We start from the raw sequence: 26,404 nt of genomic DNA, 5'->3' as shown, positions 1-26,404 counted from the left end.
CAGGGTTGGGGAGGTAGCCGGAAACGAGAGCATTTCCGTGTTTATCCGTGAGCGGTGCGAAGCACCGCATCCGTGACATCCGTGTCTCATGACTCCACGTCTGCCGCCTTGAATCACAAAAAACCCCGGTCGTTTCCGACCGGGGTTTTCCGTTTGTCAGCCTGTTGCCGGCTGGTTGTCGGTCTTAGTGACCGGCGACCATGGCCAGCAGCAGGATGGCGACGATGTTGATGATCTTGATCATCGGGTTGACGGCGGGGCCGGCGGTGTCCTTGTAGGGATCGCCGACGGTGTCGCCGGTCACCGCCGCCTTGTGGGCGTCGGAACCCTTGCCACCATGATGGCCGTCTTCGATGTACTTCTTGGCGTTATCCCAAGCGCCGCCGCCCGAGGTCATCGAGATGGCGACGAACAGGCCGGTCACGATGGTGCCCAGCAGCATGGCGCCCATGGCGGTGAAGGCGGACTTCTGGTCGGCCACGGCCATGATCACGAAGTACAGGACAACCGGCGACAGTACGGGCAGCATCGAGGGGATGATCATCTCCTTGATGGCGGCCTTGGTCAGCATGTCCACGGCGCGACCGTAGTCGGGCTTGGCCTTGCCTTCCATGATGCCGGGGATTTCCTTGAACTGGCGACGGACTTCCACCACCACCGAACCGGCGGCGCGACCCACCGCCTGCATGCCCATGGCACCGAACAGGTAGGGCAGCAGACCGCCGAGGAACAGGCCGACGACCACGAAGGGATCTTCCAGGCTGAACGTGATGTTCAGCTTGGGGAAGTAGTGCTTCAGGTCCTCGGTGTAGGCGGCGAACAGCACCAGCGAGGCCAGACCGGCCGAGCCGATGGCGTAGCCCTTGGTGACGGCCTTGGTGGTGTTGCCGACGGCGTCGAGAGCGTCGGTGGTCTTGCGGACCTCCTTGGGCAGCTCGGCCATTTCGGCGATGCCGCCGGCGTTGTCGGTCACCGGACCATAGGCGTCCAGCGCGACGATCATGCCGGCCAGGGCCAGCATGGTGGTGGCGGCGATCGAGATGCCGAACAGGCCGGCGATCTTGTAGGTCACGATGATGGCGATGGAGATCACGATCACCGGCAGGGCGCAGGCTTCCATGGAAACCGCCAGACCCTGGATGACGTTGGTGCCGTGGCCGGTGGTCGAGGCCTGGGCCACCGACTTGACCGGACGGTAATCGGTACCGGTGTAGTACTCGGTGATCCACACCAGCAGGCCGGTGACGACCAGACCGATCATGGCGCAGATGAACAGGCCCATGCCGGTGATGGTCAGGCTGCCCGCCTGGAACTTGGCATCGAAGCCGCCCAGGGTGGTGTTGATGATCACGGCGATCAGCACGGCGGACAGGATGCCGGTGACGATCAGGCCCTTGTACAGAGCCTTCATGATGTTCATGCCGGCGTCCAGCTTCACGAAGAAGGTGCCGACGATGGAGGCGAAGATGCACACGCCGCAGATGACCAGCGGCAGCAGCATCATCTGCTCCTGGGCGACGCCCGTGAAGAAGATGGAGCCCAGCAGCATGGTGCCGACGACGGTCACGGCGTAGGTCTCGAACAGGTCGGCGGCCATGCCGGCGCAGTCGCCGACGTTGTCGCCCACGTTGTCGGCGATCACGGCCGGGTTGCGGGGGTCATCCTCGGGGATACCCGCTTCGACCTTGCCCACCAGATCGGCGCCCACGTCGGCGCCCTTGGTGAAGATGCCGCCGCCCAGACGGGCGAAGATGGAGATCAGCGAGGCGCCGAACGACAGGGCCACCAGGGCCTCGAGCAGGCCGCGCGGATCGATGCCGACGCTCTTCAGGATCATGTAGTAGCCGGCGACGCCGATCAGGCCGAGACCGACCACCAGCAGACCGGTGATGGCGCCCGACTTGAAGGCCACGTCCAGGGCCTGCTGCATGCCACCCGAACGGGCGGCCTCGGCGGTGCGGACGTTGGCGCGAACGGAAACGTTCATGCCCACGTAGCCGGCGACGCCCGAGAGCACCGAGCCGATGACGAAGCCGACGGCCTGATAGATGCCCAGGCGGGCGGCCAGGATGATGGCGACGACGACGCCGACCATGGCGATGGTGGTGTACTGCCGGTTCAGGTAGGCGGCGGCGCCTTCCTGCACGGCAGCGGCAATTTCCTGCATCCGGGCGGTGCCGGCCGAGGTCGCCATCACCGACTTGATGGCGTAGACCCCGTACAGCAGCGCCAGGACGCCGCATGCGATCACGAAGAGAGTGGTCATTGTGGTTCGAGTCCCCTGATGAATCTTCTTAACGCCGCGAGACCGCTTGAAGCCCAGCCACGGGGGCCAGGTCGAGAGGGGGCGACGGAAGCGTGGAGAAACTGCCAGAAGAACCTTGCGGATGCAATAAAATGCTCGCATCACGGTGATATTCTGGAATTATTGCGATGAAATTTCATCGTCCGGGGCAATTTCGGCACCGGCCATCCATCTTTACCCGGGTTCTCCCGCACCAATGGGCAGGGGCCGTTCGCCCTTGGGACTAGCCGAAGGGGTGGAAATTATTTCAGGTTGGGATTCTCGATGGCCACGTCCTTGACGTAGACTCCGCCCAGCGTCTTTTCCGCCGTCATGGTCAGCCGGCGGCGGATGGCGGGAACGTCCAGCGGCTGGCCTTCCTTCACCGTCAGCCCCAGATAGGTGATCATCTCGGCGAGATAGGCGTTCTGCAGGCGCGGCAAATTCTTGGCGACGATTTCCTTGTCCTTGGGATCGACCTGGAGGCGGACGATCATTTCGGCCTGCTTCTTGACCTCGCGATCCTGGATCACCGGCACGATCAGCAGGCCGAAATCCACGAAAACCGGCGGCGGCGGCGGCGGCGCGGCCGGCTCCTTGTTCATCATGGGTGCGGTGATGCCCAGCTTGGCCAACGGATCGATGCCCCAGAAGTACAGGCCGCCGATGACCGCGCCGATCAGCATCAGCAAGCCCACCACCATGAAGATCAACCGGACCAAAGACTATTCCCCCGCATGGAAGTGGCGCCAGCCACCCCGGCCAACGGCGATTTCCCCGCCATTCGCACCGATTACAGCGACCTTGCCCGCCTCGCCCTGGACCATGGTGCCGATGGGCGCGAGCGCGATGCCCAATTCGGCCGACAGACCGGCGACGGCCTGTTCCGCCCCGGACGGCGCGGTGAACAGCACCTCGTAATCATCGCCTCCCGCCAGCACCGAGGCAAGCAGGGACTCGTCGCGCGCCAAGACCCCGGCGGCGGCGGCCGACAGCGGCACCCTCGACGCCTCAATCCGCGCCGCCAGGCCCGACGCCCGGCACAGATGGCCTAAGTCCTGAACCAGGCCGTCGGACACGTCCATGGCGCCACGGGCCAGCCCCACCAGCCTGGGCCCGAGAGCGACCCGGGGCTGGGGCAGGCGATAGCGCCCGGCGAGAAACTCCAGATGGGGCACCGAAAGGCCGGGCAGTTCCCCGCGGATGGCCTTCAGCCCCAGGGCGCCGTCGCCGATGGAGCCCGAGACCCAGATGGTGTCGCCCTCCCCGGCCCCTGACCGTTTCAGCCCCCGCCCCGCCTCCACCCGCCCCAGGGCGGTGAGCGTCAGCGTCAGCGGCCCCGGCGTGGACACGGTGTCGCCCCCGATCAGGTGGACGCCGAACGCCCGGACGTCTTCGGCCAGCCCGGCGCCGAACCGGCGCAGCCAGTCCTGCTCCACGGTGCGGGGAAAGGCGGCGGACAGCATCAACAGCCGGGGCTCGGCGCCCTTGGCGGCCAAGTCGGACAGGTTCACCCGGATCAGCTTGCGCGCGACCAGATCGGGCGGGTCGTCGGGCAGGAAATGCACGCCCGCCACCATGGAATCCATGGTGGCGACGGTGTCGTAGCCGGGCTCGGCGGCAATGAAGGCGGCGTCGTCCTTGAGCCCCAGGGCTCCGGGATAACCGGCGGCCAGCGGAGCGAACAACTCGGCGATCAGGCCGAACTCGTCGGGCGCCCCGCCGCTCACCGTAGACCTCGGTCTCGGTGGGGGCGTTCCGCCCCGCGACGGATGAAGCCCGCTGGCTTCATCCTAGGCGCCCTTGTTCATCTCGCCGCCCCGAAGCGTCTGGGCGAGACGGTCGAGAACCGCGTTGACCAGTCCCGGTTCGGGACCGGAATAAAAGGCGTGGGCCACGTCCACCCATTCCGAGATGCAGACACGGGCCGGGGTCTGGGGCCGGGCCGACAATTCCCAGGCGCCGGCGCGGATGATGGCGCGCAGCACGGCTTCCAGCCGGTCGACGGTCCAGTCGGAAGACAGCGCCCGGCCCACATGGCCGTCGATGTCCTCCATCTGGGCGGACACGCCGCGCACCACCTGATTGAGCAGCGAGGAATCGGGATCGGCCATGCGGCCCTTGGGCTCGTTGGCGCGGCGGTCCTTGGCGTCCTGCAGGGCGCGCTCGGTATCGGTCCCGGTCATCTCCATCTGGTAGAGGACCTGGACGGCGGCCAGCCGGGCGGCGCTGCGCTTGGCAACCGAGGGGTTATTCGGCGCGGTATTCAAAGGCCCAGCTCCTTCTTGACCGCCATCATGCGCAGGCAGGCCCGGGCCGCCTGGCCGCCCAGGTTCTTGCGCGCCGGATCGGACCGCGCCAGGGCCTGGGCCTCGTTGTGGACGGTCAGCACGCCGTTGCCCAGGGCCAGGTCGTAGGCCATGGACAGATCGGCGATACCGCGCATGCACTCGGTGCCCACGTGGTGGTAATGGTCGGACTCGCCCCGGATGGCGCAGCCCAGGGTGACGAAACCGTCGTAGCGGGCGCCTTCGTTGCCCTGCTCGGCGGCGGTCAGCACCAGCTTCAGCGCGGCAGGCAACTCGAAGATGCCCGGCACCACCAGCAGGTCGTGCTCGATTCCGGCCTTGTCGAACTCGGCGCGCGCCCCGGCCAGCAGGCCGTCGGCGATATGATCGTAGAAGCGGGCCTCGATGATGAGAACCTTCGCCATTTTGGGACTCTCCTTACATAGCCCTCAGGCGCCGGGCGCTTCGCTTGGCTTTCGCGGCATAAGCCGCGGCGCCCCTTGGGCTTGCCTCCTCACTCTGTCCCCGCTTCGCGGAGCCAGCCTTCGTCGGGTACTGTTCAGCCGACCGGAATCGACCGCTGCTCCACCACCTTCATGCCATAGCCTTCCAGGCCGACGATGGAGCGCTTGGTATTGGACAGCAGAATCATTTCATGCACGCCGAGATCCAGCAGGATCTGGGCGCCGACGCCGTAATCGCGCAGCGCCGGAGCCGGCGGGCGGCGCTCGAGATGGGCGCGCACCATGTCGGACAGGCTGGTGGGGCGCGGCTCGCGGATCAGCACGATGACGCCGGAACCGTGGGCGGCGATCATTTCCATGGCGGAATGGAGCTCGCCGGCCTTGCCCGAACCCTGGTCGCCCAGCACGTCGTCCAGCACGTTGACGGCATGGACGCGGACCATCACCGGCCCCTCGGCGTTGAGGTCGCCCTTCACCAGGGCGATGTGCTCGGCATAGGCCACCGTGTTGGTGTAGACCATCATCTTCCAGTCGCCGCCCCACTTGGAATGGAACGGCGCCTCGACCTCGCGCGCCACGATCTTGTCGTTGCGGCGGCGATAGGCGATCAGGTCGGCGATGGTGGCGATCTTCAGGCCGTGATGCTGGGCGAACTTCACCAGATCGGGCATGCGGGCCATGGTGCCGTCGTCGTTCATGATCTCGCAGATCACGCCCGAGGGATTGAGACCGGCCAGACGCGAGATGTCCACGGCGGCCTCGGTATGGCCGGCGCGCACCAGCACGCCGCCGTCGCGGGCCATCAGCGGAAAGACGTGACCCGGCGTGACGATGTCGTAGCGGTTCTTCTCGGTGTCGATGGCCACCGCCACGGTGCGCGCCCGGTCGGCCGCCGAAATGCCGGTGGTGACGCCTTCGCGGGCCTCGATGGAGACGGTGAACGCGGTCTCCATGCGGGTGCCGTTGTCGGCGCTCATGGGCTTCAGGCCCAGATGCTCGCAGCGGCCCCGCGTCAGCGACAGGCAGATCAGGCCGCGCCCGAAGCGGGCCATGAAATTGATGGCGTCGGCGTTGGCCATCTCGGCCGGGATGACCAGATCGCCCTCGTTCTCGCGGTCCTCGTCGTCCACCAGGATGAACATGCGGCCCTGACGGGCCTCTTCGATGATGTCCTCGATGGACGAAAGGTAGGCGTGATATTCGGAAACCAAGGCGCTAGTCCTTTTGCAGAAGGCGCGCAACATAGCGCGCCAGCATGTCGATTTCCATATTCACCTCGTCGCCGGGACGATAGGTGCCAAAGGTGGTCACCGCCTGAGTATGGGGAATGACGTTGATGCCGAACCGGCGGCCGTCAACCTCGTTGACGGTGAGCGACACGCCGTCCAGCGCCACCGAGCCCTTGGGAGCGACGAAACAGGCCAGATCGGCCGGACTCTCGAAGACATAACGCTTGGATTCGTTCTCGGGGGTGATGCTCACCACCTTGGCGACGCCGTCCACGTGGCCCGATACGATGTGGCCGCCCAGTTCGTCGCCCACCTTCAACGCCCGCTCCAGATTGACCTTGGAGCCTTCGCGCCACGAGCCGAGCGTGGTCTTGGACAGGGTCTCGGCCGAGGCCTCCACCGCATGCCAGTCCGGCCCCACCTCGATGATGGTGAGACACACGCCGTTATGGGCGATGCTGGCGCCGATGGCGATGGTGCTGGTGTCGTAGCCGCTGGCGATCTCGAAGCGGGCCTCCCGCCCCTCGCCGCGAACGACACGGCGCACCACGCCGAGATCGGTGACGATGCCGGTGAACATGGATGACCTCTCTAGAGTCGAATATAGGTTTCCATCACGTCGTCGCCCATGGTGCGGACCTCGACGCGTTCGAAATGCGGGGTCTGGGCCAGGTGGTCGACGCCGAACGACACGGCGGCCGGCAGACCGTCGCCGCCCATCAGGCGGGGAGCGCGGAACCACACCAGGCGGTCCACCAGCCCGGCGCGCAGCAGGGCGGCCGAAAGATGGGCGCCGCCCTCCACCAGAACGCGGGTGACGCCGCTTTCGCCCAGCGCCTGCAGCGCCAGTTCCAGGTCGATGGCGCCGTCGGGACCGGACGAGACCTCGACCACGTCCACCCCGGCATCCTCAAAGGCCTCGCGGCGGTCGCTGTCGCAATCCTCGAGCGTCAGCAGCCAGGTGGGAACGTCGTTGGCGGTGGAGACCAGCCGGCTGGTCAGCGGCAGGCGCAGGCGCCCGTCCACCACCACGCGGACCGGCGAACGCTCCACCAGTCCGGGCAGGCGGCAGGTCAGGTCGGGATCGTCATGCAGCGCGGTGCCGCTGCCTACCATGATGGCGTCGGTCTCGGCGCGCAGCAGATGGGCCGCGGCCCGGGCCTGCTCGCCGGTGATCCAGCGGCTTTCGCCGCTGTGGGTGGCGATGCGGCCGTCAAGGGTCGTGGCCAGCTTCAGGGTGACCAGCGGCCGCCCGGTATTGATGCGCAGAAAGAAGCCGGCGTTCAGCTCGGCGGCCTCGGCGTGCAGCACGCCCTCGGTCACCGGTATGCCGGCGACCCGCAGGCGGTCGACGCCCTTGCCCGCCACCCGCGAATCGGGGTCCTGGACCGCCACCACCACCCTCGACACCCCGGCGGCGACCAGGGCGTCGGCGCAAGGAGCGGTCTTGCCGTGATGGGCGCAGGGTTCCAGGGTGACGTAGACCGTGGCGCCCTGGGCCGCCTTTCCGGCCATGGCCAGGGCCTCGGTCTCGGCATGGGGGCGTCCGCCGGGCTGGGTCCAGCCCCGGCCGACCACCCGGCCATCCTTCACGATGACGCAGCCCACCGCCGGATTGGGCCATACGGTGCCCAGGCCACGGCGGGCCAGCGCCAGGGCGGCCCGCATGTGCCCCAGGTCGATCTCTGCTTGAGTGCGATCAATCGTGGCGGCTGACAACCATCTTCCCCAGGAAATCCTCGAAGTCCTTGGCTTCGCGGAAGTTGCGGTACACCGAGGCGTAGCGGACATAGGCGACCTTGTCGAGGTCCATCAGCACCTCCATCACCAGTTCGCCGATGAACTTGGACGGAACCTCGTTCTCACCCATGCTTTCCAGGCGGCGATGGATGCCGTTGACGATGCGCTCGATCTGCTCGTCGTCCACCGGGCGCTTCCTGAGCGCGATGCGCAGCGACTTCAGCACCTTGTCGCGATCGAAGGGCGAGCGACCGCCGTCCTTCTTGATGACCACCAGGTCACGGATCTGCACCCGCTCGAAGGTGGTAAAGCGCGAACCGCATTCCGGGCACGAGCGCCGCCGCCGGATGGCCGAGTTATCCTCGGTCGGCCGCGAATCCTTCACCTGGGTATCGTCGTGACCGCAAAAGGGACACCGCATGATCTTTCCCCCCGGAATACGGCGGAGGCGGTCCTTGCCGCCTCCGTCCCTTGCTTGATTACTGGTAGATCGGGAAGCGCTTGCACAGCTCCGCCACCTCGGCCCGCGCCCGGGCCTCGGCCGCCGAGTTGTCCTCGGGGTTGGCGGCCAAACCGTCGAGGACGTCGCCGATCAGCTCGCCCACCTTCTTGAACTCCTCGACGCCGAAGCCGCGGGTCGTCGCCGCCGGAGTGCCCAGGCGCACGCCCGAGGTGATGGTCGGCTTCTCGGGATCGAAGGGAATGCCGTTCTTGTTGCAGGTCATGCCGGCATGCTCAAGGCTGGCCTCGGCGGCCTTGCCGGTCAGCTTCTTGGGCCGCAGGTCCACCAGCATCAGATGCGAATCGGTGCCGCCCGACACGATGTCCAGGCCGCGACGCACCAGGGTGTCGGCCAGGGCGCGGGCGTTGTCGACCACCTGCTTGGCGTAGAGCTTGAACTCGGGCTTCAGCGCCTCGCCGAAGGCCACCGCCTTGCCGGCGATGACATGCATCAGCGGACCGCCCTGGATGCCCGGGAAGATGGCCGAGTTGATCTTCTTGCCGATCTCGGCATCGTTGGACAGGATCATGCCGCCACGGGGCCCGCGCAGGGTCTTGTGGGTGGTGGTGGTCACCACATGGGCATGGGGCAGCGGATTGGGATACACGCCGCCCGCCACCAGGCCGGCGAAGTGCGCCATGTCCACCATGAAAAAGGCCCCGACCTCGTCGGCGATCTTGCGGAAGCGGGCGAAGTCGATGGTGCGCGGATAGGCCGAGCCGCCGGCGATGATCAGCTTCGGCTTGTGGGTGCGGGCCAGTTCCTCCACCTCGGCGAAGTCGATCTGGGCATCCTGCTTGCGCACGCCGTACTGCACGGCCTTGAACCACTTGCCCGACTGGTTGGGAGCGGCGCCGTGGGTCAGATGGCCGCCGGCGGCGAGGCTCATGCCCATGATGGTGTCGCCGGGCTGCAACAGCGCCATGAACACGCCCTGATTGGCCTGCGAGCCCGAGCTGGGCTGGACGTTGGCGTAGGTGCAGCCGAAGATCTGGCAGGCGCGCGAGATGGCCAGGCTTTCGGCGATGTCCACGAACTCGCAGCCGCCGTAATAGCGCTTGCCGGGATAGCCCTCGGCATACTTGTTGGTCATCACCGAGCCCTGGGCCTCGAGGACAGCGCGCGAGACGATGTTCTCGGAGGCGATCAGCTCGATCTGGTCCTGCTGGCGCTTCAGTTCCTTGGTGATGGCCGCGAAGACTTCGGGGTCACGCTCGGAAAGCGGGGTGCGGAAAAAGGCATCGGTGGGGGCGCTGGACATCGGGTCTCTTTCAGATGGCAACGGGTTGGTCAGGACATCTTGGCGACGCGCTTGGCGTGGCGGCCGCCCTCGAATTCGGTTTCGAGGAAAATCTTCAGGCAGTCGCGGGCCACCTCGGGGCCGGTGGTGCGCCCGCCCATCACCAGGACGTTGGCGTCATTGTGCTGGCGGCACATGCGCGCCCCGAAGGCGTCGTGGACCAGGGCGGCGCGGACATGGACGAAGCGGTTGGCGGCGATGGAAATGCCGATGCCGGTGCCGCACAGCAGCACGCCGCGCTCAACCCGGCCATCCTTCAGCGCCTCGGCCATCTTCACCGCGAAATCGGGATAGTCCACCGAATCGGGCCCGTCGGTTCCGAGATCAAGCACCGTCCACCCAGCCGAGGACAAGTCCTTGACCAGCAATTCCTTCATCTCGATGGCACCGTGATCACAGGCAACGGCAATGGTTTTCGCGCTCATCAACACCCTACCTCGGCGATCCTGGTTCGAAAGGGCTAGATACCATATGTCGGACCGTCTTGCCAATGCGCCACAAGCTTATGGGGCACGCCCGATAGCGACACAGCGCGGTGGCGAGGATTATCCCAATCGGATCATGTTTGGGCATAGCGGCAATAGAAACCCTGCCCTCTATACAGACTATGGGCGTAAACCCCCGTCCATCGGGATGATGATTATTGAAACTCATACCAACTCCAAGAACTCATTATTCACGAGATTCAATTTCCAATTGACAGTGAAATGCAGCCATGCGTTCATTGATTCAATTATGCCAACAAACTACGGTCGGACAGACAGATGAGCGACATCAACTCGGACAAGGCCAATCGTGACGACCTGCTGCGCATGGCCGTCGATGTAGTCGCCGCCTATGTGGGAAAGAATCCGGTGCCGGCTGGACAATTGCCGGAACTGATCAATACGGTCTACGGCTCGCTTTCATCCCTTGAAGGCGGCCAGCCGGAAGCAAAGTCCGAGGCGCCGAAGCCCGCCATCGCCGTCAAGAAGTCGGTCACCCCCGACTACATCATCTGTCTCGAGGACGGCAAGAAGTTGAAGATGCTGAAGCGGCATCTGCGCACCACCTACAACATGACCCCGGACGAGTACCGGATGAAGTGGGGCCTGCCGCCCGACTACCCCATGGTCGCCCCCAACTACGCCGCCCAGCGTTCGGACTTCGCCAAGAAGATCGGCCTGGGCCGCAAGGCCGGCGAAACCACCGACAAGCCGACCCGGCGCGGCCGCCGCTAGGCGTCATTGCCGCAGACATGCAAACGGCGCGGGCCCCAGGGCACCGCGCCGTTTTTGTTTCCACGCCCGCCGGCGATGGATGGTACGGGGCTCAGGCCTCGCCGATGGCGGCGAGGTAGAGGTCGAGGATCTGCTGCTCCTCTTCCCGCTCCTGGCGGTCGCGCTTCCGGAGCGCCACGATCTTGCGGATGATCTTGGTGTCGAAGCCCTGGCTCTTGCACTGGGCGTAGACATCCTTGATGTCGGCGGCCAGCGCCTTCTTTTCCTCTTCCAGCCGCTCGATGCGGTCGATGAACTGCCGCAGCGCCTCGGCCGCGATGCCGCCGATCTGGCTGGTGTTCTGGTCGTCGCTCATGGACAGGCTCCCTGCTGGAAATCGGCCCGAACCATAGCCAAGCGCGGATGCCGGTTCAAGCGGGGTGTTGCGACATGCTAATCTCAAACCGCGATGAGCCAGACTCATTGCGGTTTGAATAGGCCCAAGGGGTCGCGCCGCTTATGCGGCGGGAGCCAAGCCGCCACCGGCGGCGCCCGGCGATTGAGGGCGAAGATGCGCGGATCGATTTCGATCAGCGCATCTTGGTAAAAGGTAGGGCCATGCGATATCTGATGACCGCCATGCTTTTGTGCCTGTCGCTGGCCGCCTGCGGCAATTGCGAAATCAAGGGCAACAACGACCGCACCCGGGGCGGCTGTTCCGTCTTCAATACCGGATTCTAATAGATTTCGGCGCGGTACAGTCCGTCGTCGGCCAGGACGCCGCCCAGCACCCCGGCCAGGATGGCGGCCCAGCGGATGCAGCCGGCTTCGTCGGCCACCAGATCCTGGCGGATTTCGAACGAGACGTTGGGCAGTCCCGCCGCGCCGGCATGGGTATCGAGCGTGTAGTTGATCTCGCGGCCCGAATAGGGCTGGTTGTCGCCCACCACCAGATCGCCGCGCGCCCTCAAGGCCGCCAGCACCGGCGCCGCCATGCGCGGATCGCGGTTCCACAGCACGCCCACATGCCAACGGCGCGGCATCTGGCCCTTGATGCAAGGCGTGAAGCTGTGAATCGCCACCACCGCCGGCGGGCGGCCATGGCGCCACAGATGGGCGATGCGGTCGCCGATCTCGGTATGATAGGGCCAGAACCACGACCGGGCGCGATTGTCGGCCTCGGCTTCGTCCACGGCCTCGTTGCCCGGCACCCTCACCCCGCAGGTCCGGGCGGGAATGGAGGACGGGTCGCCGGGCTGCCGGTTGCAGTCGATGACCAGACGGCTGATTCCGGCCAGCACCGCCGGACAGCCCAGGGCCTCGGCCACCAGGGCGGCGACGCGGGCGGCGCCGATGTCCCAGGCCACATGGCTGATCCGTTCGGCCTTGCCCACGCCCAGATCGCCGAGACTGGCGGGAATGGCCGCCGAGGCATGGTCGCAGACCACCAGCGCCCGAGCGTCGGCGCGCCCATCGACGGTATGGAAGGCGACAGGGGTTCCGTGGGGGTCGGGAATGAACTTCAGCATGGCCAGGAGTATAACTTCAGAAATTCGAAAAAAAACGTTTCACGAGCTGTTGACAGCCCGCCCTGGTTTCCGTATTTTCCCGGCCTCGCGCTTGCGAACCCAAGTGACGTCGTTTCGGCGACAATTACGCTTTAGGAAGTCGGACCATGAAGATTCGTAACTCGCTGAAGTCGGCCAAGCTGCGCGACAAGAATTGCCGCATCGTTCGCCGCAAGGGCCGGGTCTACGTCATCAACAAGACGAACCCCCGCTTCAAGGCTCGCCAGGGCTAACGTCCGGCAGCCGGTCGGCGCCCTTACAGGCTCGGATCGAAGCAAACCGCGCTCCCCCACCGGGAGCGCGGTTTTCTTTTTACCATGTCGGCAGAACCTGTTGGCGGTCCTGCACCGTCTGGCCTTCGTCATGGCCGGGCTTGACCCGGCCATCCACGTCTTTCCGGCGGCATAGTGCCGGACGGCCCCGCGTGGATGCGCGGATGAAGTCCGCGCATGACGTCCATACCAGACGGCAAAACCTTGTAATCCTCCGCTGTTGGCGAGCCATATGGACCACCAACAGCCGGCGCAGACATGACCTTTTTTATTCTTCCTTCGTCATCCCGGCCTTGAGCCGGGACCCAGGGGGGAACGGCTCCCGCATCCCGAATAGCGCCTCGCACTTCCGGGATGACGACAAAGGAAAACGGCTATACCGCGGCCACCGCCTCGGCGGCTTCGTCGAAGGCGGCTTCCAGGGCGGGAAACACGGCCATCGCCCGGCCGAGGTCGGCGGCGGCGGCGGCGGCTTCGGCCTCGGCGCACAGCTTGGCGAAACGGAAAGCGCCGGCGCTGTTGCCCGCCCCCTTGGCCGAATGGGCCGCCTCGCGCGCCGCCAGGCAATCGCCGGCCTCGAGGGCGTCGCCCAGATCGGCCACCAGCGGCCGGGTGGTGTCCACGAACAGGGCCAGCAGATCGCGCACCTCGTCACCGATATCGCCGAAGATCTGGCGCATGGGTGTGAGGTCGAGGACCGGCGGCAGGTTCGGATCGTCGGCGATGACCAGCGGGGCGATCCCGCCGGAGAGCGAGGCGGGCCGCGGCCCCTCCGAACGCCGCTGGCGCAATCCGACCGCCACGGGCAGCAGGCGGCGGATGGTGGCGTCCAGCTGGGCCAGGTCGATGGGCTTGGCCAGGAAGGCGTTCATGCCGCAATCCAGGCAACGCCGCGCCGTGCCGGCCAGGGCGTCAGCGGTCAGCGCCACGATGGGCAATTGGTGTCCGGTCTCCATCTCCCATTCGCGGATACGCTGGGTCAGCTCGTAGCCGTCCATCTCGGGCATGTGGCAATCGGTCAGCAGCAGGCCGTAATCGCGGATCTGCATGCGCTCCCACGCCTCGGCGCCATTGCCCACCACCTCGATGGCATAGCCCAGACGCTCCATCAGGTGGCGGATCACCACCTTGTTGGTGGGGTTGTCCTCGGCGACCAGGATCAGGGCGCCGGCGCTCGCGGCCTCCTCCATGGACGGCGGCAGCCATCCCTCCTCGATCCCCTCGCTTTCCGCGGAATCGTCCTCGGCCGAGGCGCGGCCCACCGCCGCCGCGACGCTCCGCCACAACTGGCGGCGACGCACCGGCTTGGGCAGGGCGGCGAACAGGCCGGCGGCCTTGACCTCGGCGGCGACGCTGGCAAAGGTGTCCTGGGCCACCAGCATGATCACCTTCAGATCCAGGTCCGACCCGGCGGCGGTCATCAGGGCGCCGGCCACGCCCATGCGCAGGCGGAAGTCCTGGCCGCCGTCCAGAACGGCGACGTCGTAGGTCCAGCCGGCCAGGGCGGCGGCGCGCACGGCGGCCACCGCGCTCTCGACCCCGACCACGACCGCCACCTGGGCGCCGAGATGGCCGAGATACTGGCGCAGGCATTCCGCCGCCACCGGTCCTTCGGCCATGACCAGGACGGCGATGCCCGACAGGTCCGGCCCGATCTCCATGGCGGCTTCGGCCAGGGCGGGCTGCAGCGGCACCTGGAACCAGAAGGTGGAGCCCTGGCCGATATTGCTGCGCACCCCGATGTCGCCCTCCATCATGGCCACCAGACGGCGGCAGATGGACAGGCCCAGCCCGGTGCCGCCATAGCGCCGGGAAATGGTGATGTCGGCCTGCATGAAAGGTTCGAACAGACGGGCCTGCTGCTCGGAATCCAGGCCGATGCCGGTGTCGGCGATGGAGAATTCCAGGCGCAGCGGGCGTTCGCGCGGATCGACCGCCCGCACCGAGATGCGCACATACCCCTTGTCGGTGAACTTGATGGCGTTGCCGGCCAGATTGGTGATGATCTGGCGCAAACGCACCGGGTCGCCCACCATCCGGTCGGTGAGGGTGGGATCGACGAAGGTGATCAGGCTGATGCCCTTTTCCTGGGCGCGGATGGTCAGCAGGTCGGCCACCCCTTCCACCAGATCGGCCACCGACAGCTCCACCAGCTCCAACTGCAGCTTGCCGGCCTCGATCTTGGAGAAGTCCAGGATGTCGTTGATGATGGTGAGCAGCGCGGTGGCGGAATCGCGGATGACCCGGGCCATTTCCCGCTGTTCGGCGGGCAGCGGCATGTCTTCCAGCAGATGGGCCATGGTCAGCACCCCGTTCATGGGGGTACGGATTTCATGGCTCATGGTGGCGAGGAACAGGGACTTGGCCTGACTGGCCTCCTCGGCCACCTTCTTGGCCTCGGCCAGGGCGGCTTCCTCCTCCTTGTGCCGGGTGATGTCGGTGGACGAGGCGATCACCGCTGGCTCGCCGTCCATCTCGATCTCGGCGGCCGACAGCATGGCCCAGAACTCGTGGCCGTCGCTGGCCCGCATGCGGCATTCGAAACCGCCGACGAAGCCGCGCTTCCTCACCAGTTCCACCAGCCGGTTCCGGTTTTCCGGATCGGCGTAGCACGACGTCACCGTGGTGCCCAGGGCGCGGGACTTGGGCACCCGGTACAGCTCGGACCAGCGAGGATTGACCAGCAAGATGGCGTTGTCCGACACCCGCGAGATGGCGAGAGCCAGCGGCGAGGTGTCGAGGATGCGGCGCAGGCGGCGCTCGCTTTCGATCAGCGCCTCGGACGATTCCTGCAGCTTGGCCATGGCGTCGCGGAACACCGCCAGTTCGGCGGCCATGTCGGTGATCTCGTCGTTGCCCTCGCCGGGAATGGGGGCCTGGAAATCCCCCTCTGCGATAGCGTGCATGGAGGACGCCAGACCGGCCAGACGCGCCACCACGCTGCGCCCCAGATAGAGCCAGATGAACAGCAGCGGCCCGAAGAAGGTCAGCATGGCCACCACCAGCATGGTGGTCCGGCCGCTGGACACCGCGGCTTCGGTGCGGCGCTCGTTCTCGGCGGCCTCGGCCTCGGCCGCCGAGACGAGGCGGCCCACCGAGGACGAGGTGCGGGCCACCAGATCCCTGCCCTCGTCGTTGGCGGCGGCAAGACGCACGATGGTCAGCATCTGAAGCGTGCGCAGCTCGAAGACGTTTTCCGGCCCCGTCCCCAAAGCGAGGACGCGCCGCGTCAACTCGCGGGTCCGCTGGGCCCTGGCGCCCGAGCCGTCCACCAACTCGGCCAGGGAGCGCACCTGCTCCTCATAGGCGCCGCGCAGGTCGCCGACCTTTTCCAGGGTGCCGGCCACCACCGCCTCGCGCAGGAAGTTGGAGGCCAGCACCACGGTGGCCAGGGCCGGGTCGCCGGCCAGACCGCCCATGGCGCGGTGAACCTCCACGTCGAGCTGGCTGATGATCTCGGCCTGGGCCCGGCTGCGCTCGGCCAGCTGCAGCCGCTTATCCACTAAGATGTTGCGGTCCACCACGTTGTCGGCGAAGGCGGCGATCATGGAGCGCAGTTCCTCGACCCGGCCGGTGTCGCCGATGGAGCCCGCCAGATGATCGACCAGGGCCAGCAGACGCTCGGTCTGCTGCTGCAGGGCGACGAAATTGCTCTGGCGCTGGAACTGGGATTGCGAGCCGTCCAACGCCGGAGCCGCCGCCGCCAGCCGCGCCGTGGCCTCGGACAGCTTCAGCGCGTTGGACAGCGACGGCAGGTTGGTGCGCGTCACCGCCGCCAGCAGGCGCTCGATCTCGGAATAGCTGAACCAGGTGAGCAGGCTGGCGACCATGATCATGCCGGCCACGGTGCCGACGGCCACCACCAGCTTAGCCCGGATGCCGAATCGCCAGCGGCCGCCGGACCACTTGTCCTGCGCCGTGTCCCTGTCGTCGGCTGACACCCCCGGCACGCGCCGCTCTCCCCCTTGAAACCCGGCGAACATCATGCCCCAGACAACACCGGCATGGAAAGCCGCTAGGCGGCAATGCTAGTCTGCCGCGTCATGAAAGCGCCGAAGAAGAAGACCAAGCCCGCCGATCCCGCCCTCCTCCTGGCCGAGGCCCTGCGTCTGGCCCAAGGCCAATTGCTGGAAGAGGCCACCGCAATCCTGGAACAGGCCGACGGCCATCCCGAATGCGACTACCGCCGCGCCGGGTTGCTGCTGGCCCGTGGGCGCGCCGCCGAGGCCGAGGCGCTGTTCCGCCGGGTGCTGACGGCGGTGCCCGGCCATCTCGACACCATGGTGGGGCTGGCCGGCGCCCTGGTCGAACAGGGCCGCGCCGCCGAGGCCGTGCCGCTGCTGGAACCCGCCGCCGCCATCCAGCCGCAATCGGGCCGCATCCAATACCTGATGGGCATCGCACTGGACGAGGCCGGACGGGCCGAGGCCGCCCTCCCCCATCTGGCCAAGGCCCGCGCCCTGGTCATCGCCCCGGCCGAGCGGCGCCAGCTGGTGCCCTACGAGCTGTACGTCCAGCTAAGCCGCCGCTGCAACCTGCGCTGCACCATGTGCGGCTGGGAGATCTGGAAGGACAATTCCGGCTTCATGGAGGACGAGGTCTTCGAGCGGGTCATCGCCGAAGGCAAGGCGTGCGGCATCACCACCATGCACATCCTGGCCGGCCAGGGCGAGCCGTTCCTTCATCCCCGGGTGTTCGAGATGCTGGAACGCGCCGTGGCCGAGGGGTTCCAGGTGGGCATCGTCACCAACGGCACGCCCTTCACCCCCGACAAGATCGCCCGGCTGGCCAAGGTTGGACTGGCCTATCTGCAATTCTCGTTCGCCGGCTGGGACGCCGAAAGCTACGAGGGCGTCTATGTGGGCTCGAAGTTCGAACGCACGCTCGCCAATCTCAAGGCCATCCACAAGGCGCTGAAGGGCACGCCCACCCGCTTCGCCGTCAAGGCGGTGGCGCTGGGCGAGTGGGAAGAGAACCTGCGCAAGACCAAGGCCTTCCTCGCCTCGCACGGCATCACCGACGTGTGGACGGTGCCGGCCAACAATTTCGGCGGCACGGTCCAGTGCGGCACCTTCAACGAGCGCCACGGCATCTGGTCGCTCAAGGAGATCGGGCACCACCGGCTGATGCCGTGTCGCCTGTTCCTCAAGGCGGTGGGCGTGTTCTGCGACGGCACCGTCACCGCCTGCGGCTGCTATGATTCCAACGCCCAGCTGAAGATCGGCAACATCATGGAGCAGGGCCTGGGCGCCATCCGCCGGGGCCCGGCCTATGGCGCCATCCTGAACGCCTTCCGCAAAGGCGACGTCAGCCAGATTCCCATGTGCGGCAAGTGCGACGATCCCTTCGGCTGATCTGGCCGAAGGGCAGACCCCCGTGCGGACTCAGACCACGCCGCTGGGCGGCATGGGCAGGGTGAAGCAGAAGGTCGAGCCGCTGGTGCCGTCGGATTCCACCCAGATGCGCCCGCCCGCCGCCTCGACGATCTTGCGGGCGATGGCCAGCCCGATGCCGGTACCGGCGTAGGACGTGCCGGAATGCAGGCGCTCCAGCGCCACGAACACCCGCTCGTGATAGCTGGAATCGATGCCGATGCCGTTGTCCTCGACCCGGAACAGCCATCCATCCACATGAGATTGGGCGCCGACCGACAGGCGCAGCGGCCGCTCGCCATGACGGAAGCGAACCGCGTTCTCGATCAGGATCTCGAACAGGTCGTCGAGGTATTTCTGGGGAACGCCGACCCGGGGCAGCATGCCCCTCGCCACCTCCACCGGACCGACCACCTCAACGTTGACGAAGCGGTTGACCGCCGCGGCCAGGGCCGATTCCGAAGACGCCGTGCCGCCGGCCACCGGCTGGCGCTCGATGGCGAGATAGGCCTGGACGTCGCGCAGCATCTCCACCAGCCGCTTGGCGGCGTTGATGATGAGTTCGGCCGGCTGCTGGGCGCCGGATTCGGGGATGTCCTCGATCCTTTGCAGCAGCACCTGGGCCTGCAGCCGCATCTGGCGGGCCGGCTCCTGCAGATGGTGGGCCAGGACGAAGGAGAACCGCTCCAGGTCCTCGCTGTAATGGGCCACGTCGTCATAGGCCTTGGCGAGCGCGGCGCGCGCCTCCTCCTGCTGGGTGATGTCGCGCTGCACGCCCACCCAATGGGTCACCACGCCTTGGGCGCCCCGCACCGGCGACAGCGACAGCTGATTCCAGAAGAAAGTCCCATCCGCCCGCTGGTTGCGCAGGACCACCGACACCGGTTCGCCCTCGGCCAGGGCGGCGCGGATGTCGTCCAGTCCCTCCTGGGTCGGGTCGAATTCATGCAGGAAGCGGGCGTTCTGGCCTAGCGCGGTCTGGGCGGAATAGCCGGTAATCCGCTCGAAGGCGGGATTGACGTAGATGAGCGGCAAGTCCCTGGCGCCGGCATCAGCGATGGTCACCCCGTTGGACACGTTGGACAGCACCATGTCCGACAGCCGCAGCCGGGCCTCGTCGCGGCCACGGTTGCGCAGCACGATGGCCATGGCCGCCGTCAGCCCCAGGACGATCAGCGTGACGGTCGCCACCGGCCAGGCGATGGTCTCGACGCTGTGCCTCCAGCTCTGCAGGGCGGTATCCAGGGAAATCCCCACGCTGATCACCAGCGGCCAGGACAAGGTGGTGCGGTAGCTGGTGATCCAGGTGACGCCGTCACCGCCCGGCCCCGTGAAGGTCCCCATCTCCGAGTCCTTGAGGTGACGGGTGAACAGTGGATTGTCCCGGCCGATCTCCTGGTGAACGTCGTTGCCCCCCCCTGCTCCGGCCAGCATCAGGCCGTCGAAGCGCCACAGATGGGTATGGGCCCCCGATTCGGCCTCGATCCCCTGAAAGCTGGCGATGAAATACTCGGGATTAAGCGCGCCGATCACCAACCCCAACACCGAGCCGTCCGCCGCCCGGATGGCGCGGCTGACCGGTATGCTCTTGAGCCCCGACGCCCGGCCGCCTCCACCGATGAAGCGTCCGTCGATGGGCACGCCGACCACCAGGGGACGCGGCAGGCGGGCATGCTCGGCCAGCAGGGCGGCCACGTCGAGCGTGCGGCCGTCGGCCTGGCCGGCCGAATCAAACAGAACGGCGCCATCCACCCGCACCACCAGAATCTGGCGCAGATAAGGAATGAAGGTCAGGCGCTGGACGACCGCCGCCCCCAGATCGGGACGAGGCCCCGCCAACCCTTGCTCGGAGGCCAGTTCGGCGACCGAAGCCAAAGTGACGTCCACCGAATTGATGGAACGCTCCACCGATTCCGTCAGGCTGCGCGCCAGATTGCGCGTCACCGCCTCGGCACCGCTGATGGCCTCCTGCCGCCCGGCCCAGAGGCCGAGCGTGGTGGCGACGGCCACCAGAAGCGCCATGCCGATGCCGAAAATCACCACGGCGGCGATCAGCCGGCGCGAGAACACCGGCTGTACCTGCACGCTGCCCAGCACCACCGGAGCACGCTGGGATGGGGACAAAACCTCGGATTCTTTCGGGCTGGCTTGCATGACTTAGGTGAAATAGCATAATACGTCCGTATCTGGAGGACAAAAATGCATAGCCTGATCCGTCTTTTCGCCATTCTTTCCGCGTTCTTCCTGGCAAGTCAGGTCATCGCGGCTCCGGCCGGCGGCAGGCTTGCAAAGATCCGTCAGAGCGGCGAGGTCAGGGTCTGCATCTGGCCCGACTACTATTCCATCTCGTACCGCAACACCCGCACCGGCAAGCTGGAGGGCATCGACATCGACATGGCCGGGGAACTGGCGAAGGACCTGGGGGTACAGGTGCGCTTCGTGGATTCCTCGTTCAAGACCCTGATCGACGACCTGCTGTCGGACAAGTGCGACATTTCCATGCATGCGGTGGCCATCACTCCGCCGCGCCAGGAGAAGCTGGCCTTCACCCGCCCCCATCTGCGCAGCGGCATCGTCGCCATCACCACCAAGACCCATCCGGTGATCAAGGAATGGAGCGACATCGACCGCGACGGCATCGTCGTGGCGGCGGCCACCGGTACCTTCATGGTGGACGTGATGAAGTCCGAGTTGAAGCAGGCCCGCCTGCTCGAGGTCGCCACCCCCGAAGCCCGCGAGCAGGAAGTGATGAGCGGCCGCGCCGACCTGTTCGTCACCGACTACCCCTTCAGCCGCAAGATGCTGGCCCGCCACGACTGGGCCAAGCTGCTGACGCCGCCCAAGCCGCTGGCACCCAGCCCCTACGCCTACGCCATGGCGCCGGGCGACGCCGAATGGCTGGACACGGTGGATTCCTTCGTGGCCCGCACCAAGGCCGACGGCCGCCTGATGGCCGCCGCCCGCGCCAACGGCCTGGAAGCCATTGTCGAACTCAAATAGCGACAGCGCCTAAAGAACGATATTGGCCTTCCCCAGGCGCTCGACCAGCTCGATCTCGGCCTCGGGCGGCAAGGCCGTCAGCGGCGGGCGCGTCCGCCGCCAGCCGTAATCGCCGGTCCGCCGCGCCGTCAGCGCTTTCAGCGCGGCGATCAGCGGCATTCCCTCCATGATGGCGCGGAAGTTGTCCATGTCCTTCTGCAGCGCCTCGGCCTCGGGCTCGCGCCAGCGCCGCCACAGATCCAGCATGGCCGGGCCGTGGATATTGGCGTTGGCGCTGATGCAGCCCGCGCCGCCGGCCCGCATCACGGGCAAGATCAGCCGTTCGGTTCCGGCGAACACCTTGAAGCCCGGATACGCCCGGCACATGCTCTCCATATTGGCGAAATCGCCGGATGAATCCTTGATGCCCGCCACGATGCCGGGATAGGCGGCCAGCAGCCGCTCGATCAGGGCATGGGTGATGGGGACCTGGCTCTGCTGGGGAAAATGGTAGAGATAGACCTTAAGACGCGGGTCGCCCACCCGCTGGATCACCTCGGAGAAGGCCGCGAACAGCCCATCCTCGCTGGGGTTCTTGTAGTAGAAGGGCGGCAGCATCAGCACCCCGCCGCAACCGGCCTCGACGGCATAGCGGGTCAGCGCGACCGAGTCCGACAGGGCGCAGCACCCGGTTCCCGGCATCATGCGCCCCATCTCCAGCCCGGCGGCGCCCAGGGCGTCCAGCAGTTCGGCCTTTTCCGGCACGCTGAGCGAGTTGCCTTCGCTGGTGGTGCCGAACGGCGCCAATCCCAGACCTTGCTCCATCAGGTGCCCGGCCAGTTGGACGAAGCGCTCGGAATCGGGCACCAGTTCGGCGTCGTAGGGCGTCAGAATGGGGGCGAGAACGCCGCCAAGCGCGTCGGGATTGCTCATGGTCGCCTTCCGCTGTCTACTGGTGTGACCATTGAGCCCGGAAAGGGAAAGAGAGTCCAGTGAGCAGCATCCTGCGACGCATGTTCGAAGCGGCGGTCGAAGCGGCCCGGCCCTCGGTCTGCCTGCCGCCCTTCCTGCCCGCCCCGCCCGCCGGAAGAACCCTGGTGATCGGCGCCGGCAAGGCCGCCGCCGCCATGGCGCGTACCGTCGAGGACCATTGGCCGGGCCCGCTGTCCGGGCTGGTGGTCACCCGCTACGGCCATCTGGTGCCCACCCGGCGCATCGAGGTGGCCGAGGCCGCCCACCCGGTGCCCGACGCGGCCGGCGAGAACGCGGCGGGACGCATGATCAAACTGCTGAAGGGTCTCGGCCCCGACGATCTGGTGCTGTGCCTGATCTCGGGCGGCGGTTCGGCCCTGCTGGCCCGCCCGGCCCCGGGAATCCCCCTGGCGGAGAAGCAGGCCCTGACCGGCGCTCTGTTGCGCTCGGGCGCCGCCATCGGCGAGATCAACTGCGTGCGCAAGCATCTCTCGGCGGTCAAGGGTGGGCGCCTCGCCGCCCTGGCCGCCCCGGCCCGGCTGGTGACGCTGGCCATTTCCGACGTGCCCGGCGACGATCCTTCGGTGATCGCGTCGGGCCCTACCGTGGCCGATCCCACCACCCTGGCCGAGGCGCGCTCCGTGCTCGCCAAGTACGGCATCACCCCCTCGCCCGCCATCGCGGCGCGGCTGAACGATCCGGCCGCCGAGACACCCAAGGAGTTGCCGGGCAGTGAATACCGCCTGGTCGCCACGCCGCAGCGATCGCTGGAGGCCGCCGCCCTGGTGGCGGCGCGCGCCGGCCTTTATCCGCTGCTGCTGGGCGATTGCCTGGAGGGCGAGGCCCGCGAGATGGCCAAGGTGATGGCCGGCATGGTCAAATCCATCCGCGCCCACCAGCAGCCGGCCCCCGGCCCGGCGGTGATCCTGTCAGGCGGCGAGGCCACCGTCACCCTGCGCGGCCCAGGCAAGGGCGGCCCCAACGCCGAATTCGCCCTGGCCCTGGCTTTGGCGCTCAAGGATTGCCCCGGCGTGGACGCCATCGCCTGCGACACCGACGGCATTGACGGCTCCGAGGACAATGCCGGCGCCACCATCGCCCCCGATACGCTAGAGCGCGCCAGAGCCTTGGGAATCAACCCGGAAGCATATCTGACCAACAACGATTCATACGGATTTTTCAAGGCGTTGGGAGATCTTGTTGAGATCGGCCCGACGCTCACCAACGTCAACGATTTTCGGGCGATTTTGGTGCGATGACCCTGCCCTTCGACACCTCCCTGGCCATGAAGCTGGTACCGCTATACCTGCTGGTGGGGATCGGCTTCGCGCTGGGCCGCTTCGGCGGGGTCAAGGGCCAGGATCTGGGCCGCCTCGCCTTGTTCGTGCTGTCGCCCGCCGTGGTGTTCAAGGGCTTCGTCACCGCCGATTTGAAGGGTGCCCTGCTGGTGCTGCCCTTCGCGGTGTTCGGCCTGTGCTCGACCGTGGCGCTTTTCACCGCGCCGGTGGCGGGGCGTTTCTGGCGCGACGGGCGCGAGCGCATGGCCGCCTTCACGGGGGGCACCGGCAATACCGGCTTCTTCGGCATTCCCGCCTGCCTGGCCCTGGTAGGGCCTGATTCCCTGCCCTATGTGGTCATGGTGTCGTTCGGCGCCACCGCCTACGAGAACTCGGTGGGGTTCTACACCGTGGCCAGGGCCGAGGCCTCGGTGGGCGGCGCCATCCTCAGGGTGCTGAAATATCCCGGCCTGCACGCCTGCTGGCTGGGGGCCGCGCTCAATCTCAGCGGCACCAAGGTACCGGTTGCGGCGATGCAGGCGGTGGACCTGCTGTCGGGCGGCTTCGTGCCGGTGGGCATGATGATCGTCGGGCTGGGGCTGGCCCAGGTCAGAAGCCTGCGCCTCGACCTGGGCTTCACCGCCTTCACCTTCGCGGTCAAGTTCGCCGTGTGGCCAGCCCTGGCCCTGGCCTTCATCTGGGCCGACCGGGCCTGGCTGCACGTTTTCGGCCGGGTCGGGCATCAGGTGCTGCTGATCGAATCCCTGGTGCCGCTGGCCGCCGTCACCGTGGTGCACGCCACCCTTCGCAACATCCATCCCGACCGCGCCGCCATCGCCGTGGCGGCCAGCACCCTGTTCGCCCTGGTCTGGCTGCCGGTGGTCTTTTCCCGGGTGTTCTAAAGCTTCTGGACGATCACCCCGTACCAGCCCAATCCGTCATAGGTCTCGTAGCCGGGCGTGCGGGCGTAGCCGACCATCACGCCGGTGGGATCGACATAGTGCCCCCGCTCGCCCCGTTCGGTGCGCAGGGGAAAGACCTCGCACAGCACGCCGGTACGGTCCGAAGACGCGATCACCCGGTGCTGCGAATCGAGCAGCAGGCAGCGCGAGCGGGCCTTGTCCTCGGGGGCGAGGCGCACCCCGTCGACGATGCCCTGGGCCTGGGCCTCCCAGTCGAAGAAGATGCCCAGCGCCCCGATGGGCTTGCCGTCGGCCTCGCCGCCGTCGCGGATGGCGGTGGCGTAGGTGGCGGTCATGGCGTTGCCCAGGCCGGGATTGCGCGCCACGTCCGCCACCGCGAAGGCCCCGCCGTCATTGGTGGCCATGGCGTCCCGGAACCAGGCCTCGCCCGAGACGTCGGTTCCCACTGCACCCGCATAGCGTCCGCGCCGCCCGTTGGCCACCACCCGCCCCTGGGCGTCGGCCACCCACAGGTCGAGATAGACGGTGTAGGAATCCAGAATGACGCCCAGGCGGCGGCAGGTGTGCTCGGTCACCGCCGGCTCGTCGGCGCGCCCGGCGCAGGCCACTATCGCCGCGTCGGTGGCCCACCAGCGCACGTCGCACGAGCGCTCGTAAAGATTGCGATCCATCACCTCGATGGTGTTGTGGGCGAGGTCGGCAAGGCGCTCGCCCCGCACCTGGCGCACCTGCGAGGCCAGGCTTTCGCCGAATTGCGACAGTTCGCTGAGGCGCCCGCGCAATTCGCCCTGCAACGAATCGGTCAGCAGGGCGATCTCGTTGGAGATGGCCTTGACCTCGTCGGCCACCACCGCGAAGCCCCGCCCGGCCGAGCCCACCCGGTGGGCCTCGATGGTGGCGTTGAGCGCCAGCATCTTCGAACGCCGGGTGATGCCGTTGATCCGCATGATCTTGTCGTCGGCCACCGAGGCCACGCCGCCCGTCAACTGAAGCAATTGCTCGATCATCAATGTCTCCCGGATTTACACCTTCCGGGACAGATCATCGCAACCCCCATGCCAGTCGCAGGGCACCGCCAAACCTTGATATTCATCAAAGTTGCTCAGGAAATTTGCACCAAACTGGTCCGACCACCGCCTAAGATTCGGGCAAATAGGGGAAGTTACCGAGGCTCGATCACCATCTTGCGGCCATGGTCCGGCCGGCGATAGACGCCCCGCACCTCCTTGACCTTCAGCGAGGCTTCGAACATGCGGGGATCGCAGGAATTGTCGGCGAACATGTCCCAGTGGCAGGGAATGGCCTGGGCCGGTCCCACCCGGCGCACCAGTTCCGCCGCCTCCCAATGGGACAGGTTGGCGTAGCCGCCGTTGATGGGTAGGCAAACGGCGTCGGGCTTGTGCTTGGAACCGGCCTCGGCCAGCAGGTCGCACCAGGCGGTGTCGCCGGTAATCCACAGGCTCGGCCCACCGTCACCCCGGATGACAAAGCCCATATGGGTCAAGTCGCCGGCATCGGTGGGCAGGGCGAAGGTGCCGGTCACCCGCAGATCGCCCAGGCCGATCTCGTCATTGGGCCAGGTCAGGCGCCGCTGGCTTTCCGCCACCTGGGCGGCGGCGAACACCGCCTGGGTGTCGCCCGGCCCGGCGAAGGCCTTGACCCGGCCGCTGGCGGCGCAGGAACACAGGGTCTCGGGGTCGGCATGGTCCCGGTGCGAATGGGTGCAAAGCAGCAGGTCGGCCTGCAAATCATCGGGCGTCACCAGGATCGGAACCCGGCGGTCGACGTCGAGGCCGCGCCGCGACGGATGGCAGGAATTGGAGAGATAGGGATCGACGGCCAGCACGTGGCCGGCCGGCGACTTGACCATCCAGCCATTCTGGCCGAGGAACCACAGGGCGAGCGTACCCTTGTCCACCTTGGCCGCCGCGACTTCCGCCATCAAACCGGTCATCATCCATCCATTCTGGTAATTGGTTGACCACTGGTGGTCCCAGGCTCAAGAATACCGCTCCGTCCCGTCGAAGGCCACAGG

General features: G+C 67.0%; 25 protein-coding genes. 7 read left to right on the top strand and 18 right to left on the bottom strand.

Going from position 1 to position 26,404, the window contains the following annotated elements:
- Positions 1-184: 184 nt before the first annotated feature.
- From XM1_RS14365 to rpiB, 11 genes are all read right to left on the bottom strand, one after another.
- Positions 185-2,266, bottom strand: a complete 2,082-nt coding sequence (locus tag XM1_RS14365; RefSeq protein ID WP_068434611.1) for a sodium-translocating pyrophosphatase — start codon at positions 2,264-2,266, stop codon at positions 185-187.
- A 281-nt stretch (positions 2,267-2,547) separates the two neighbouring features.
- A complete protein-coding gene (locus XM1_RS14360) occupies positions 2,548-3,006 on the bottom strand; it encodes a flagellar basal body-associated protein FliL (protein ID WP_231920522.1) in 459 nt (152 codons plus the stop codon).
- A gap of 3 nt (positions 3,007-3,009) precedes the next feature.
- A complete protein-coding gene (gene thiL / locus XM1_RS14355) occupies positions 3,010-4,014 on the bottom strand; it encodes a thiamine-phosphate kinase (protein ID WP_068434605.1) in 1,005 nt (334 codons plus the stop codon).
- Positions 4,015-4,077: 63 nt separating this feature from the next.
- Entirely contained in the window at positions 4,078-4,554 is a 477-nt protein-coding gene (nusB, locus tag XM1_RS14350; protein WP_082700537.1) for a transcription antitermination factor NusB, read from the bottom strand.
- The gene (gene ribH, locus XM1_RS14345; protein ID WP_068434601.1) at positions 4,551-4,997 is read right to left on the bottom strand and encodes a 6,7-dimethyl-8-ribityllumazine synthase; all 447 of its coding nucleotides are present in this window, start codon (positions 4,995-4,997) and stop codon (positions 4,551-4,553) included. Before ribH ends, nusB begins: the two co-directional genes overlap by 4 nt.
- A gap of 134 nt (positions 4,998-5,131) precedes the next feature.
- On the bottom strand, positions 5,132-6,280 hold the full coding sequence (gene ribB / locus XM1_RS14340) for a 3,4-dihydroxy-2-butanone-4-phosphate synthase (protein WP_068434599.1): 1,149 nt from the start codon (positions 6,278-6,280) through the stop codon (positions 5,132-5,134).
- Positions 6,252-6,845 carry a riboflavin synthase gene (locus tag XM1_RS14335; protein ID WP_068434596.1) on the bottom strand — a complete coding sequence of 198 codons (594 nt, stop codon included), beginning with the start codon at positions 6,843-6,845 and terminating at the stop codon, positions 6,252-6,254. The genes ribB and XM1_RS14335 overlap by 29 nt, the downstream gene beginning before the upstream one ends.
- A gap of 11 nt (positions 6,846-6,856) precedes the next feature.
- Positions 6,857-7,933 (bottom strand): bifunctional diaminohydroxyphosphoribosylaminopyrimidine deaminase/5-amino-6-(5-phosphoribosylamino)uracil reductase RibD, encoded by a 1,077-nt coding sequence (gene ribD / locus XM1_RS14330; protein ID WP_068434593.1) that lies wholly within the window; start codon positions 7,931-7,933, stop codon positions 6,857-6,859.
- A 31-nt stretch (positions 7,934-7,964) separates the two neighbouring features.
- Positions 7,965-8,426, bottom strand: a complete 462-nt coding sequence (nrdR, locus tag XM1_RS14325) for a transcriptional regulator NrdR (RefSeq protein WP_068434590.1) — start codon at positions 8,424-8,426, stop codon at positions 7,965-7,967.
- Between the two features lie 58 nt (positions 8,427-8,484).
- Positions 8,485-9,768, bottom strand: a complete 1,284-nt coding sequence (glyA, locus tag XM1_RS14320; RefSeq protein ID WP_068434587.1) for a serine hydroxymethyltransferase — start codon at positions 9,766-9,768, stop codon at positions 8,485-8,487.
- 29 nt (positions 9,769-9,797) lie between these two features.
- Positions 9,798-10,232 (bottom strand): ribose 5-phosphate isomerase B, encoded by a 435-nt coding sequence (gene rpiB / locus XM1_RS14315; RefSeq protein WP_068434584.1) that lies wholly within the window; start codon positions 10,230-10,232, stop codon positions 9,798-9,800.
- A 339-nt stretch (positions 10,233-10,571) separates the two neighbouring features.
- Between rpiB and XM1_RS14310 the strand changes: the two genes are divergently transcribed.
- Positions 10,572-11,027 carry a MucR family transcriptional regulator gene (locus XM1_RS14310; RefSeq protein WP_068434581.1) on the top strand — a complete coding sequence of 152 codons (456 nt, stop codon included), beginning with the start codon at positions 10,572-10,574 and terminating at the stop codon, positions 11,025-11,027.
- Between the two features lie 91 nt (positions 11,028-11,118).
- On the opposite strand, the gene XM1_RS14305 is transcribed toward XM1_RS14310, so the two are convergent.
- Positions 11,119-11,382, bottom strand: a complete 264-nt coding sequence (locus XM1_RS14305; RefSeq protein ID WP_068434578.1) for a DUF2312 domain-containing protein — start codon at positions 11,380-11,382, stop codon at positions 11,119-11,121.
- Positions 11,383-11,624: 242 nt separating this feature from the next.
- Between XM1_RS14305 and XM1_RS25155 the strand changes: the two genes are divergently transcribed.
- Positions 11,625-11,747: a hypothetical protein gene (locus XM1_RS25155; RefSeq protein WP_255360598.1), complete on the top strand. Its 123-nt coding sequence runs from the start codon at positions 11,625-11,627 to the stop codon at positions 11,745-11,747.
- Here the strand turns inward: XM1_RS25155 and XM1_RS14300 are convergent.
- Entirely contained in the window at positions 11,744-12,535 is a 792-nt protein-coding gene (locus XM1_RS14300; RefSeq protein ID WP_231920521.1) for an N-formylglutamate amidohydrolase, read from the bottom strand. The genes XM1_RS25155 and XM1_RS14300 overlap by 4 nt on opposite strands.
- A gap of 146 nt (positions 12,536-12,681) precedes the next feature.
- Between XM1_RS14300 and ykgO the strand changes: the two genes are divergently transcribed.
- Positions 12,682-12,807, top strand: a complete 126-nt coding sequence (gene ykgO, locus XM1_RS14295; protein WP_008614494.1) for a type B 50S ribosomal protein L36 — start codon at positions 12,682-12,684, stop codon at positions 12,805-12,807.
- Positions 12,808-13,220: 413 nt separating this feature from the next.
- Here ykgO and XM1_RS14290 read toward each other — a convergent pair whose 3' ends face one another.
- On the bottom strand, positions 13,221-16,796 hold the full coding sequence (locus tag XM1_RS14290; protein WP_068434575.1) for a response regulator: 3,576 nt from the start codon (positions 16,794-16,796) through the stop codon (positions 13,221-13,223).
- A gap of 93 nt (positions 16,797-16,889) precedes the next feature.
- Between XM1_RS14290 and XM1_RS14285 the strand changes: the two genes are divergently transcribed.
- Positions 16,890-18,200, top strand: a complete 1,311-nt coding sequence (locus tag XM1_RS14285) for a radical SAM protein (protein ID WP_082700536.1) — start codon at positions 16,890-16,892, stop codon at positions 18,198-18,200.
- A gap of 30 nt (positions 18,201-18,230) precedes the next feature.
- Here XM1_RS14285 and XM1_RS14280 read toward each other — a convergent pair whose 3' ends face one another.
- On the bottom strand, positions 18,231-20,342 hold the full coding sequence (locus tag XM1_RS14280; protein ID WP_231920520.1) for an ATP-binding protein: 2,112 nt from the start codon (positions 20,340-20,342) through the stop codon (positions 18,231-18,233).
- A 75-nt stretch (positions 20,343-20,417) separates the two neighbouring features.
- Here XM1_RS14280 and XM1_RS14275 point away from each other — a divergent pair, with 75 nt between their 5' ends.
- A complete protein-coding gene (locus tag XM1_RS14275) occupies positions 20,418-21,218 on the top strand; it encodes an ABC transporter substrate-binding protein (RefSeq protein WP_068434566.1) in 801 nt (266 codons plus the stop codon).
- A 9-nt stretch (positions 21,219-21,227) separates the two neighbouring features.
- Here XM1_RS14275 and XM1_RS14270 read toward each other — a convergent pair whose 3' ends face one another.
- A complete protein-coding gene (locus XM1_RS14270) occupies positions 21,228-22,130 on the bottom strand; it encodes a dihydrodipicolinate synthase family protein (protein WP_068434562.1) in 903 nt (300 codons plus the stop codon).
- Positions 22,131-22,210: 80 nt separating this feature from the next.
- Between XM1_RS14270 and XM1_RS14265 the strand changes: the two genes are divergently transcribed.
- Positions 22,211-23,428 (top strand): glycerate kinase, encoded by a 1,218-nt coding sequence (locus XM1_RS14265; RefSeq protein WP_068434559.1) that lies wholly within the window; start codon positions 22,211-22,213, stop codon positions 23,426-23,428.
- Entirely contained in the window at positions 23,425-24,348 is a 924-nt protein-coding gene (locus XM1_RS14260; RefSeq protein WP_068434557.1) for an AEC family transporter, read from the top strand. The genes XM1_RS14265 and XM1_RS14260 overlap by 4 nt, the downstream gene beginning before the upstream one ends.
- Here the strand turns inward: XM1_RS14260 and XM1_RS14255 are convergent.
- Positions 24,345-25,376, bottom strand: coding sequence for a methyl-accepting chemotaxis protein (locus XM1_RS14255; protein ID WP_068434555.1), 1,032 nt, complete (start codon positions 25,374-25,376; stop codon positions 24,345-24,347). The two genes, XM1_RS14260 and XM1_RS14255, sit on opposite strands and share 4 nt — an antisense overlap.
- A 155-nt stretch (positions 25,377-25,531) precedes the next feature.
- Positions 25,532-26,326, bottom strand: a complete 795-nt coding sequence (locus XM1_RS14250) for an MBL fold metallo-hydrolase (protein ID WP_231920519.1) — start codon at positions 26,324-26,326, stop codon at positions 25,532-25,534.
- Positions 26,327-26,404 lie beyond the last annotated feature (78 nt).

Origin of the sequence: Magnetospirillum sp. XM-1, assembly GCF_001511835.1 — a bacterium.
Taxonomy (GTDB): Bacteria; Pseudomonadota; Alphaproteobacteria; order Rhodospirillales; family Magnetospirillaceae; genus Phaeospirillum.
Note: the sequence above shows the minus strand (reverse complement) of the source record. Positions and strands in the feature narration are given on the sequence as shown.